Source organism: Streptomyces solitudinis (assembly GCF_036323765.1).
In the GTDB taxonomy this organism is placed as follows: domain Bacteria; phylum Actinomycetota; class Actinomycetes; order Streptomycetales; family Streptomycetaceae; genus Streptomyces.
In genome coordinates this window covers 1-12,578 of sequence record NZ_JAZDCW010000006.1, presented here as the reverse complement: position 1 = coordinate 12,578, position 12,578 = coordinate 1, and the positions used below count along the sequence as shown (strand labels likewise).

7 protein-coding genes are annotated in these 12,578 nt (G+C 76.1%); 4 read left to right on the top strand and 3 right to left on the bottom strand.

The genetic code is table 11. From position 1 onward, the window contains the following. The first annotated feature begins 837 nt into the window (after positions 1-837). The gene (locus V1J52_RS16510) at positions 838-3,303 is read left to right on the top strand and encodes an asparagine synthase-related protein (RefSeq protein WP_330140604.1); all 2,466 of its coding nucleotides are present in this window, start codon (positions 838-840) and stop codon (positions 3,301-3,303) included. Between the two features lie 73 nt (positions 3,304-3,376). On the opposite strand, the gene V1J52_RS16505 is transcribed toward V1J52_RS16510, so the two are convergent. Then, positions 3,377-5,431, bottom strand: a complete 2,055-nt coding sequence (locus tag V1J52_RS16505) for a sigma-70 family RNA polymerase sigma factor (protein WP_443075847.1) — start codon at positions 5,429-5,431, stop codon at positions 3,377-3,379. Between the two features lie 197 nt (positions 5,432-5,628). Next, a complete protein-coding gene (locus V1J52_RS16500) occupies positions 5,629-6,588 on the bottom strand; it encodes a TetR/AcrR family transcriptional regulator (RefSeq protein ID WP_443075846.1) in 960 nt (319 codons plus the stop codon). Positions 6,589-6,997: 409 nt separating this feature from the next. Between V1J52_RS16500 and V1J52_RS16495 the strand changes: the two genes are divergently transcribed. Then, positions 6,998-8,320, top strand: coding sequence for an NAD(P)/FAD-dependent oxidoreductase (locus V1J52_RS16495; RefSeq protein WP_330140990.1), 1,323 nt, complete (start codon positions 6,998-7,000; stop codon positions 8,318-8,320). A 384-nt stretch (positions 8,321-8,704) separates the two neighbouring features. Continuing rightward, on the top strand, positions 8,705-10,498 hold the full coding sequence (locus V1J52_RS16490) for an ATP-binding SpoIIE family protein phosphatase (RefSeq protein WP_330140601.1): 1,794 nt from the start codon (positions 8,705-8,707) through the stop codon (positions 10,496-10,498). A gap of 10 nt (positions 10,499-10,508) precedes the next feature. Here V1J52_RS16490 and V1J52_RS16485 read toward each other — a convergent pair whose 3' ends face one another. Next, positions 10,509-11,846 carry an MFS transporter gene (locus V1J52_RS16485; RefSeq protein ID WP_330140600.1) on the bottom strand — a complete coding sequence of 446 codons (1,338 nt, stop codon included), beginning with the start codon at positions 11,844-11,846 and terminating at the stop codon, positions 10,509-10,511. A 135-nt stretch (positions 11,847-11,981) separates the two neighbouring features. Between V1J52_RS16485 and V1J52_RS16480 the strand changes: the two genes are divergently transcribed. Then, the gene (locus V1J52_RS16480) at positions 11,982-12,488 is read left to right on the top strand and encodes a MarR family winged helix-turn-helix transcriptional regulator (RefSeq protein WP_330140599.1); all 507 of its coding nucleotides are present in this window, start codon (positions 11,982-11,984) and stop codon (positions 12,486-12,488) included. Positions 12,489-12,578 lie beyond the last annotated feature (90 nt).

Sequence of the window (12,578 nt, the reverse complement as noted above, 5' to 3'; positions counted from 1 at the left end):
GAACCCAGAGTAGTTCGCCGCATCCTGACCGTTAAGGGCCCGCTTCCCGGTTGGCGGGATTCCTCCCCGTACACGAGTGCGTTCGTGATATTGCCCGTTGCGCGGGGGGACGTGGGGCGGTGCCGCCGCGCCCGCACCGCACGTGCCCCGGCCGTGTGGCCGTGCGCCCGTCCGTGCGCTCTGTGCGGTGCGTGGCGGAGGCGTTTCGATGGGACTCGCGTGGGTCGGCCCGCTGCACGCGAACCAGTGGGCTGGGGGAATGCCGCCGCCCCAATCCCCGCGGGCGGCGGACAGGTCCGGGAGGAGTCCGTGCCTCCCGGACCTCCACGCGCTCCTGGGCGCAGGGGAGCGCCGCCGCCCGGGCTGTCCCCGCCGCGGTGCGTGTAGCCGGCACGCACGCCGTCGGCTCCGCCGGTCCGTCCGCCGCCAAGTGTCTTTCGATGTAGGCAAGTTGGCCGGATTTCGCTGTTTGAACGCCGCGCGGTGCGGGATCACTCACGCACGAACACGCCCACGCCCCCGTGCCCCGCACACCGCCCGCGCGGCCCGCACGTGGCAGCATGGGGCCAGGCGATTGCCGAAACGGGAGTGACGGGCGAGGAGCGGCGAGCACGCACCCGCGCGGACCGGCACGCGGCCCCAGGGCGCTGCCGTATCCCCGGGGGACCGGACGGTCCCCCGGGCTGCGGACGCGGACCCCGGGGGGCGGGCACGATCCCCGCGGGTTCGGACACGGACCCACGGGCGCACGGGCGCGGATCTCCCACCCCAGGACGGGCACGAGCCCGGTGAGCGACGCCCGGCCCAGGGCGGGCCCGAGGGCGGAAGGCGGCGGCGATGCGGTGGTTGGTGGGGTGGAGCAGCACCGCGGCGGGCCGGGCGCGGTTTCCCGGCGGCCTGTCCGGCCGCACCCTGCACCCCGTGGGCGGGCAGGCGCTGTGGAGCGACCCCGATCCGCTGTGGGCCGTCGGCGACTGGCGGCCCGACGAGATCCGCGTCGTGGACGCCGGCCCCGAGGCCCGCCTCGCCGTGTTCGGCTGCTGCGGAGCCAGCGACGAACAGCTCCGCGTCGGCCTGTCCGCCGCCCGCGGCGGCGCCCTGCGCCACCTGACGGCCTGGCCCGGCTCGTACACCGCCGTCGCCCGCGTCGGCCGCCGCGTCGCCGTCACCACCGACCTGGCCGGTGCCCGGCCCGTCTTCCACACCCCCTTCGCCGGGGGCACCGCCTACGCCACGGCGGCCCTCACCCTCGCGGACCTCGTCGAGGCCCAGCTCGACGTCGGCCACCTCGGCGCTCTGCTCGCCGCGCCCGAGGCACCCGAGGCCCTGGGCGACAGCACCCCCTACACCGGCGTCCACCGGGTCCCGCCCGGACACGCCCTGATCCTGCGCGAGGGCGGCTCCCGCGAGATCGCCAGCTACGAACCGACCGCGCCCACCGTCGTCGCCGCCCTCCCGGCGGACGCCGACACCGCCGTGGCCGGAGTGCGCGACGCCCTCCTCGACGCGGTGCGGGTACGGCTCGCCGCCCCGCGCCACATGCCGGAACCGGACCCGTCCGCCGCGTACGGACCCGGCGTGCCGCACGGCGCCGGAGACGGCGGGCACGGCGGGTACGGCCGGGACGGCGGGTACGGCCACGACGGCGGGTACGGCCGGGACGGGACCGTGTTCGTGCCCGGACAGGCCGGGGAGTACGGCGCCGACGAGGGGCACGGCACGTACGACGGGCGCGACGCGTACGGGCGCGACGCGTACGGACACGGCGCGAACGGGGGCTACGGCGCGTACGGCGGCCCCTCGGGCGACGGCACCGGCCACCCCGCGGGCGGCGGCCACCCGGACGGCCCCGGCTACGGAGCCGACGGACGCGACCCCGGACCCGTCCCGGGCATGGGGCCCGACGCGCGACGGGGACGGCGTGGCAGCCCGGCGCCCGGCGTGGGCGCCGACCTCTCCGGAGGCGCCGCCTCCGCCACCCTCGCCCTGCTCGCCGCCGGGCTGCCCGGCGTGCCCGGCACCATCGTCGGCGCCCCCGGAACGGCCGCGGGCCAGCGCCTCCTCGCCGTCACCCTCAACGACCTGGCCACCGCGGCGGACGCGGACCGGCAGGCGGAACTGGAGCGCGCCCACGCCGTCGCCGAGGACCCGCGGCTCCAGCACGTCGTGGTCGCCGCCGAGGAGGAGGCGCTGCCCTACGCCGAACTGGCCGACCCGGACGCCGTGCCGCTCACCGACGAACCGGGCCCCGCGCTCGTCACCGTGGCCCGCAGCCGGGCGCGGCTCGCCGCGGGCAGCGCCGACCACCTCACCGGCTACGGCGCCCGGCACGTCCTGGACGCCCACCCGGCCCGCCTCGCCGACCTGCTTCTCGACCGCCGCAGGCGGCACCTGCTGCGTCCGGCCGCCGCGCTCGCCATGGCGGAGAACGCCCCGCGCGGCCGCTCCGTGCTCGTGCCGTTCGCCGTCTACCGCGCCGCCCGGCGGCTCGCCCGCACCTCGCAGCGCGACGGCGTCGCAGCCGCCGCCCGGCGGCTGCGCGAGCGGGACTTCACCGCACCGGGCACGGGCGGGGACCCCTACGGCGCGCTGGACGCCTCCCTCGCCGCCCTGGCCTGGTGCCGCCCCGGCCCCGCCGCGCGCTGGCTGACCGGGGAAGCGCTGGCCGAAGTATCGGTTCGTCTGGAGAGCGCGGCGCTGCGGACGGGCACCGGCTACGGAGAACGCCCCGGCGTCCAGCGGGCCCGCGCCGCCCTCGCCCGGCAGGCCGCCGACTACCGGGTGCTCGAACGGGCCGCCGCCGTCCGGGGCCAGCGCCTGCACGCCCCGTTCCTGGACAACCAGGTCGTCCGGGCCGCCCGGGAGCTGCCGGAGGCCCTGCGGGTACGGCCCGGCGCCCGCGCCGCCGTCCTGCGCACCGTGCTCGCCGGGGCCGGAATCCACGCACTGCCGCCCGGATGGGGCGCGACCACGCACGCGGCCCACACCGCCGCCGTCCGGGCCGGACTGCGGACCTACGCCGACGAACTGTCCGGACTCTTCGCCGCCCCGCTGCTCGCCGAAGCCGGACTGGTGGACGCGCGCGTCGTGCGGGGCGCGCTGAGTTCCGCCGTCCAGGGCGACGTGCTGCCGCTGGACGGCATCGCCGAACTGGTCGCCACCGAGCTGTGGCTGCGCCGGCTGTTCCAGCGGCGCGGCACGAGCTGGACGGGTTCCTGCGCCCCGCGCAGCCGTGCCGTCTCCGGCGGGGTGCCGCCCCGTCCGGTCGCGGTCGGACCGGGCGCCCCGGGCGACCTGCCCTGACCTGTCCGGGCCCCCCTTGCCCGGACCCGCCCGGCCCAGGGGCGCCCGGCCCCGGGGCGGGGCGGTGGCCCGGTCAGCGGCAGCGGACCACCGACTCCGCCCAGTCCGCCTGCGCCACGGCGCCGAAGGCGGTGTGCGGCTCCACCACGAGCCGCAGCGTCCGCACCCCGGTCAGCGGTACCGCCACGGGCACCGGCGGCTCCCCACCGCGCACCACGCCGGAGCGCCACAGCTGCCGCCCGTCGCCGAACACCGCGAACCGCACCGCGCCGAGCCCGAGCGTCAGGTCGTCCACCCCGGCGAGCGCCTCGTACGCCACGCACTCACGGTTCAGCTCGATCCGCACGGACGAGGGCGCCTGGACGGTGATGCCGTGCGCGTACGTCCGGCCACCGATCCGCAGCCCCGAGCGCTGCCACACCGGGCTGCTCCCGGCCAGCTGCACGACGGGACCGTCGCCCGCGCCCCGCACGTCCCACGGCAGTGCGGCCACCCGGTACCCGCCGGGCGCCGGCGGCGGCGCCGGGGGGACGGGCGGCTCGGGCACGTCCGGCGCCGGTTCCGGCCCGGCCGTGGGGCTGACCGGTGCCGGGCCCGGCACCGGCGGTGTCGTGGCCGACGGCACGGACCCGGGCTGCGGCACGGACCCGGACGGTGGTTTGGACGCAGGCTGCGGGACGGACGCGGGCGGCGCCGAGGGGGCCGGTTCCCGCCCGGGCCCGGGCTCCGGAGCGGGCACGTCAGACCCGGCAGACGGCTGCGGACGCGCCGGGCCCGCCACCGGCGGCTCCGACGGCGCCGGGCCTCCGGGAGCCGCCGAGGGACGGGCCTGCGGCGGGGCGGGCGCCTCCTCCTGCAAACTCCCGGACAACGCCAGGGCCAGCGCGAGGGCGGCCGCCGCCGCGGTCACCGCGCTCACCGTCACACCGGCCTTCACCGACGCCCCGAGCCCTTCGGCAGCGGCACCCCCCGGCCCGGACCCGCCGGGGATGACGGACCCTCCGGCAGCCGCTCCCGCCGCCGCCCCGGCCGCCCCCGCGACCCCCTTCGCCGCGTAGGACCCGGCGGCCCACCCGATGACCGCCGTCGGCAGCAGCGCCCGCAGCCGAGCGTTGACGTCGCGGAGTTCCCACGCCGCCGTACGGCAGCGGGCGCACTGCTCCAGGTGCTTGCGCAACCCCCGCTCGGCCCGGGCCCGCAGACCGCCCCGGGCGAAGGCGCCGAGCCGGTCCGCGTAACGGGCACAGCCGTCGGCGTCCGTCAGCGACCGGCTGACATGGGCCTGGAGGTACGCCTGCTTCAGCCCCTCCCGGGCGCGGTGCGCCAGCACCGCCGTCGCGTTGGCCGTCAGCCCCAGGAGCGGGGCCACCTCCCGCGGTGACGCCTCCTCCACCGCCGTGTGCCACAGGACCGTCTGCCAGCGTTCCGGCAGTGTGCGGAAGGCCCGCACCACCATGGAGTGCTCGGCGTCGTGTATGGCCCGCACCTCGGCCCCGAAGTCCAGCGTCTCCTCGGCCGCCGCCTCCCGCCCCCCGGCCGCGGCGACGGCGAACGCCGCGAAGTCGTCGACGAGCTGTTCCCGCCGTGCCGTACGGGCCCAGGCCGCCGCCGCGTGCCGCACCGACGTCAGCAGGTAGGCCCGCACCGCCGTCTGCGGGCCCTTTCCGCTCTGTACCGCCTGGAGCGTTCGGACGAAGACCTCGTTGGTGAGGTCGTCGGCGGTGTCCGCGTCCCGGCAGCAGCTCCGGGCGTACCGGCGCACGGCCGGGGCGTGGCGGCGGAAGATCTCGTCGTACGCCCCGGCGTCCCCACTGCGCATGCGGGACACCAGCTCCGTGTCGCTGACGCGCTCCCCGCCGCCCTCGTCCCCGCCGGTCTGCTCCCCGGCGCCCCCTCCCGCGCGCCGCTCCTCCCGGCCGCCGCTCGGCCCGGCGCCGCCGCTGCGCTGTTCCGGGACCGTCTCACGCGCCCCCGGGACCGCGCGCCGCGCGGCGGGCCCGCCCTGATCCGGCACCCGGGCTCCCGGCAGCGGCGGCACCGGCGCCGGTCCCCCGGACACCGGTGCGCGCACTTCCTCCCCCCGGGGGCCGTCAGCCCCAGGCGGCACCCCGCGCCCCTCAACGCCCATGGCGGCAGCCCCCGTAGACCGGTCCCGACGCGACACCGGGTCAGCGTGGCATGCCCGCGTGCGCCGTGCCCGGCCCGTACGGGGCAATCACCCGACCGGGCCAGATGCGTACACCTGAGCTACCGGGGCCACGCGAACGGCCCCGCCCTGCCGGGCGCGCACGGGCGCCACCAAAGGCCCCTGGCCGTCCGCCGCCGTCAGACGCCCGGACGCGAGCGCAGACCTTCCAGCAGGATCTCCAGCAGGCGCTGCGACGCCTGCTCCTGCTGCTTCGCGTCCGGCAGCGAGGGCGCCGCCGTGGCGATGACGAGCAGCACGTCCGCGACCGTCACGTCGGCACGCAGTTCCCCGGCCCGTCCCGCGCGGCCCACGAGCTGACCGACGACCGTCAGCAGTTCCCCGGACGCCCCGCCCTCGGGTATGACCTCGCCGGACGCCGCATCGCCTCCGACCAGCCGCAGTTCCGGCGCACCGGCCGCCACCCCACCGGCCGCGCCCCCGGCGGCGTCGGCGAACCCCGCCGGCTCCGCCACCTCCGCCAGTGCCTGCCCGGGCCGGCGCTGCTGCGGCACGCGCCGCAGCCCGGCGTCCACGTCCGCCCCGGCCGTCCCGTCAGCCTCCGCTTCCCCCGGACCGCCATCGGCGCGCAGTATCTCCGGCGGCAGCAGCCGTCCCGCTCCCGACTCCACCGAGGTGCGCAGGAAACGCTCCAGCGCCGACCACGGCTCGTCCTCCTGCCGCAGGGCCGTCCTGGCCTGCTCGGTGAGGCGAGCCGTCTCCTCCTGTGCTATGCGCTTGACCAGCACGTCCTTGCTGGGGAAGCGGCGGTACACGGTGCCCACCCCCACCCGGGCACGGCGTGCCACGTCCTCCATCGGAGCCCCGTACCCCAGCTCGCCGAAGACCTCGCGGGCCGCACGCAGCACGTGCTCCAGGTTCCGCTGGGCATCGACCCGCAGCGGCGTCGCTCTCCCCGCCGGACCCCCCGCCAGACCGGCGCCGCCCGTTCCCGCCCCGCCCGGCCGCGCCGGACCGGAGTCCTCTGTGCCGATCCCCGCGCCCGAGCCCTCGTCACTCACATCCCCGACCGGGACGACGGCGGTCGCCCCCTGGGCAGCATGTGAATCCTGCGTACCGTGAATGGTCTGCATGCGCATACGTGTTCCCCCCGGCCATGACTGTCTCCCCCCGGAGACTCCCCTCGTGGACGCCGGAGTTCCGGCCATCTCCCCGCCTCACTCCAGCCGTCTACGAACATAGTTGACCCCTGGTCACGTGAGAAGAGCACCCTTCGCGGCGACCCCCGCCCGATCGGAGTACCCCCGCCCCGGTCCGGTCAGCCGCCCCCACACACGCCCGTTCCCGCCCCGCTGACCTGCACTTCTCTCACCCGCGACGCCTCAGCGGGGCGGACGGATGCCTGTCCTGGACCGGTCATACGATTTGGCAGCCCTGTGGACAAACCCGTGTCCGGGGGTGCGTCATGGACGGGTGACGCATGGACAGGGGCCCAAGGTGACGAAGGAACCGGTGCGCGTTCTGGTGGTCGGCGGCGGCTACGTCGGCATGTACACCGCGCTGCGCTTGCAGAAGAGACTGAGGCAGGAGCTGAAGGCGGCGCGCGAAGGGCACGGCGGAGTGGAGATCACCGTCGTCAGCCCCGAGCCCTACATGACCTACCAGCCGTTCCTCCCCGAGGCGGGCGCCGGCTCCATCTCGCCCCGCCACGTCGTCGTCCCGCTGCGCCGGGTGCTGCCGCACTGCCGCATCGTCGTCGGGGAGGCCACGTCCGTCGACCACGCCCGGCGCACCGCGACGGTCGAAACCATCGCCACCGCCGACGAGCGCGGCGGGCCCCTCGACATGCGGTACGACGAACTCGTCCTCGCCCCCGGCTCCGTCTCCCGCACCCTCCCCATCCCGGGCCTCGCCGACTTCGGCATCGGCTTCAAGACCGTCGAGGAGGCCATCGGACTGCGCAACCACGTGCTCGAACAGCTCGACATCGCCTCCTCCACCCGCAACCCCGAGATCCGCGACGCCGCCCTCACCTTCGTCTTCGTCGGCGGCGGCTACGCGGGCGTGGAGGCGCTGGCCGAGCTGGAGGACATGGCCCGCTACGCCTGCCGGTACTACCACAACCTCCGGCCCCAGGACATGAAGTGGGTACTCGTCGAGGCGACCGGCCGCATCCTGCCCGAGGTCGGCGAGGAGATGGGCGGGTACGCCGTCCGGGAACTGCGCGCCCGCAACATCGACGTCCGCCTCGACACCCGCCTGGAGAGCTGCGAGAACCGCGTCGCCGTGCTGAGCAACGGCACCCGCCTGCCGTGCCGCACCCTGGTGTGGACGGCCGGGGTCAAGCCCCACCCCGTCCTCGCCGCCACCGACCTGGCCAGGAACGAGCGGGGACGGCTGCGCTGCGCCGCGACGCTGCGGATCGAGGACGCCGAGCACGCCTGGGCGGCGGGCGACGCCGCCGCCGTCCCGGACCTCACCGCCGAGGAGCCCGGCGCCGAATGCGCCCCCAACGCCCAGCACGCCGTCCGCCAGGCCCGGGTGCTCGCCGACAACGTCGCCGCCACCCTGCACGGCCGACCGCTGACGGAGTACCGCCACGCCTACGCCGGTTCCGTCGCCTCACTCGGTCTCCACAAGGGCGTCGCCCGCGTATACGGTCGCAGGCTCAAGGGTTACCCCGCCTGGTTCATGCACCGCGTCTACCACCTCAGCCGCGTGCCCACGTTCAACCGCAAGGCCCGTGTCCTGGCCGAGTGGACCCTGGCCGGATTCTTCAAGAGGGAGATCGTCTCCCTCGGCTCGCTGGAACACCCCCGGGCGGAGTTCGAGATCGCCGCAGGTGACGGTCACCGCCAGGGCAAGCACTGACGGTGTCGTCGCCGACGGCCACACCGCGCATGTGACGATGGGTGGGTCAACGGCCTCACTGGGTGACCGCCCATGGGCCATCATGGACCGTCGCGGCCCCGCGGCCGACGCCGACCGGCAGCACGCCCCGGAGCAGTACCGAGCCAGCACGCCAGCACAGCATCAGCACGCAGCACAGCACCAGCACAGCAACACCCGCACTCCAGCACCCCGGCGCCGGCGCCCCCGGCACCAGTGCCCCCGCACCAGCAGCACCGATCCCGCGCCCCCGACCCCGACCGCCGACCAAGCGCCCGGTCCCGCGAGCGGCCCGAAACGGTCCGCCACCGGCGCCGTGCGAGCCGAGACCCTGCCCGACCCAGCAGAAACCGGACCTGAACCGCAGTGAACTTCACGCGCTGGAGCGCCCGCCTGCCCGGCACGCAGCGACGTAACGCCGTCGCGCGGGCCGGACGGTCCGCCGACTCCGTGCCCGCCACCGGAGCCGGGGGCCGGGAGGTGCCGCCTGCCCGTGGTGAGCTGACCGACGCGGCGGGCACCGACGCGTCCGGGCACCCGGCGGCGGCCGTCCGCAGCCTCGACGCCCTGTCCGTGGACGACCTGCTCGGCCAGGTCCCCGCACTCGTCGCCCTCGTGCAGGGCCCCGAACACCGCATCGCGTACGTCAACACCGCGTACGCCGGCGTCTTCGGCCCGCGCCGCACCGGCACCCCGGCCCGCGAGTCACTGCCCGAGCTGGTCGAGCTGGGCCTGCTCCCGCTGATGGACCAGGTCCTGCGCAGCGGCAAGCCCCGTACCGTCAAGGCACGGCGCGTCCCCGGACGCACCAGGCACAGCTACTACACGTTCACCTGCACACCGGTCGAACTCTCCGGCGCGTGCGGGCCGGACGGACGCACCGCCCCGGCGCGCGGCACCGGCGCACGCGGCGGCGCCGTCCGGGCCGCCCGGACGGCGCCGCAGGAGCGCGGCGTGCTCGTCTTCGCCGCCGACGTCACCGACCAGGTCGAGGCCGCCGAACGGCTCCGCGCCAGTGAGGCCCGCCAGCGCGAGGCCGCCGTCACCCTCCAGCGCAGCCTGCTGCCGCAGGAGCTGGAACAGCCGGACGACCTCCGGGTGGCCGCCACCTACCGCCCCGGCGGCACCGAGGCCGCCGTCGGCGGCGACTGGTACGACGTGATCACCCTCGGCGCGGGCCGCACCGCCCTCGTCATCGGAGACGTGATGGGCCGCGGTGTGCGGGCCGCGGCCGTCATGGGCCAGCTGCGCACCGCCGTCCGCGCCTACGCCCGCCTCGACCTGCCGCCGCACGAGGTGCTGCAACTGCTGGACGGGCTCGCCGCCGAGATCGACGCCAGCCAGATCGCCACCTGCGTCTACGCCGTCCACGACCCGAGCGAGGGCCGCCTCAGCTACGCCTCCGCCGGGCACCTGCCCGTCCTCGTCCGGGACGCCGAAGGCACCGTCCACCGCGCCGAGGAGCCGACGGGCCCGCCGCTGGGCACCGGCGGCTGGCTGCACACCTCCGGCACCCTCCCCTTCCCCGAGGGCTCGACCGCCGTCCTCTACACCGACGGCCTCGTCGAACGCCGCGACGCCGACATCGACGAGGGCGTCGCCACGCTCGCACGCGCCTTCGCCGGAGCCACCGGCTCGCCGGACGTCATGTGCGACCGGCTGCTGCGCGCCCTCGGCATCACCGCCGAGCACGACGACGACGTCGCCCTCCTCGTCCTCCAGCACCCGAGCCGCGAGGGGCCCGACGCGGAGCTGTTCCACAACGCGGCACTCGACCTGCTCGGCGGCGTGGAGGCCGCGCCGCGTGCCCGCGCCTTCGCCTCCGGGGTCCTGACGTCCTGGCGCTTCCCGCGCGAGCTGCACGACCTCGGCGTCCTCGCCGCCAGCGAGCTGGTCGCCAACTCGCTCCAGCACGGCGTGCCGCCGATGCGCCTGCGCCTGCGCCGCACGGACCGCCGGCTCATCGTGGAGGTCACGGACGGCGACGACCACCTGCCGCGGCGGCGCAGGGCCGAACCGGCGGACGAGTCGGGCCGCGGCATCTCCATCGTGGCCACCATCGCGAGCTCCTGGGGCTCCCGCCGCACCCCGGGCGGGGGGAAGGCGGTCTGGTGCGAGTTCGCCCTGCCGGGCCACCGCCCCGTCCCCGGTCCCGTCTGACGGCGGCCGGTCACGCCGCGACGGTCACCCGCCCGGCGTCCGGCCCACCATCCGGCACTCCGGCCGGTCCGGCCGCCGGGCCTTCCGCCGCGCGGGCCGTGCGCCGCAGCGCCGGATTGTCCTGGACCGGCGACAGCCGCCCGCCCAGCCGCAGCGCCAGCGCCGTGATGCCGAGCGAGCACACCACCAGCAGGACGACGTAGGCCGCGTAGGCGCCCTGGGCCGCCATCAGCCCCCCGACCGCCGGGCCGACGGCCACTCCGAGCTGCTTCACCAGGGCGAAGGCCGAGTTGTACCGGCCGACCATGCCCGCGGGCGCCAGATCCGCCACCAGCGGGGCGACGGTCGGTGACAGCATCGCCTCGCCCAGGCCGAACAGCGCGTACGTCGTGACGAAGAGCGCCGTGGCCACCGCCTGCGCGTGCGGGACGAGCCCGGACGCACCGGCCGCCAGCCACCCCGCCGTCCACACCAGGCCGACCAGCGCGATCACCCGGCTGCGCCGCCGCCCCTCGACCAGCCGCAGCACCACGAACTGGGCGAGCACGATCACCGCCGTGTTGGCGAACAGGGCGAAACCCAGCGTGGACGTCGAGACGCCGCTCACCTCGACCCCGTACGCCGCGAGCCCCGACTCGAACTGGCCGTAGCACGCGAAGAACAGCACGAAGCCCAGGACGCACAGCATCACCATCGACCGGTCCGACGCCAGGCTCCGCCCGCCGCCGTCGGCCCGGGGCCGCGAGGGGGCTGCGGGCCCGGGCTGCTCCGCACCGGCGCACCGGGGCAGCCGGACGGTGAGCAGGACCGCCGCGAGCGCGAGGAACATCACGGCCTCGACGGCGAACAGCACCGCGAAGCTGGACGGCGCGTGCTCGTCGACGATCTGGCCGCCCAGCAGCCCGCCGACGCCCATGCCCAGGTTGTTCAGGAAGAACTGCGTGGCGAAGGCCCGGGACCGGGTCGCGGTCGTCGAGCACCAGACGATCATCGTCGCCAGCGACGGCTGCAGTACCGCGATGCCCGCGCCCATCACGGCCGCGGAGCACAGGACGTGCGGCGCGTTCCCGGCCAGCCCCAGGCTGAGCGCGCCGAGGGCGGCGGCCGCCGCACCGGCCAGGGCGACGGGCATCGGCCCGTGCCGGTCGATGACCCGCCCCACCAGGGGCAGGACGAGCAGTGCGGCGGCGGCGAACGCCGCCAGCACGGCCCCGGCCGTGCCCGCCCCGAGGCCGCGCACGTCGGCCACGTAGAGGAACAGGTAGGGCACGGTGAAGCCGCTGCCGAACGCGCTCAGCGCGTTGCCGAGCTGGATGCGCCGCAGGGTCCCGCCGGTCTCGGTGGTCACACTCACCTTCCTCGGTCGTCGCAGGGCGACAGCCCTGATAACTCAGATGTGAAGACTTCGAAGCTAAACTTCAACGCTAAAGACTACACAGGGCAAGTCTTCAGAGCTAATCGGCTGCGTGGCATACTCCCGCCCATGGCCGACCCACAGCCGTCCCTGGACGAGCAGATCGCGATCTACCAGCGCGAGTACCGCGATCTCGACCCGCAGGTGGAACGGGTGGTCAACGCGCTCAACCGCCTGGACCGGCGCATGAGCGTGGCGTACGGGCGCCAGCTCGCCACCCTCGGACTCAGCGGGGCCGAGTGGGAGGTGCTCAAGGAACTGGTCATGGCGGGGACGCCGTACCAGCTGTGGCCGGGCACCATCGCCAAGCACCTCGGGCTCACCCCGGCAGCCATGACGCACCGCGTCGACCGCATGGTGGAAGCTGGCCTCGTCACGAGGGAACGGGACGAGGAGAACCGGGTCCGCGTCATCATCGGGCTCACCGACGAGGGCCGGGAGAAGTGGCTCCAGGTGATGCGCCAGGCGTCCGCGTTCGAGGAGTTCCTGCTCCAGGACCTCAGCACCGACGAACGCACGCACCTCGGCGACCTCCTCACCCGCCTCCTGGACCGGGTGGCCTCACACCTGGACTGACGGGCGCCTCCACCCGCGAGTTGACAGTGGCAGGAGCCGTACGTAGAGTTCTTCGGGTTGTCAGCGAGCCGCTCTGGCCGCGCAGCGACA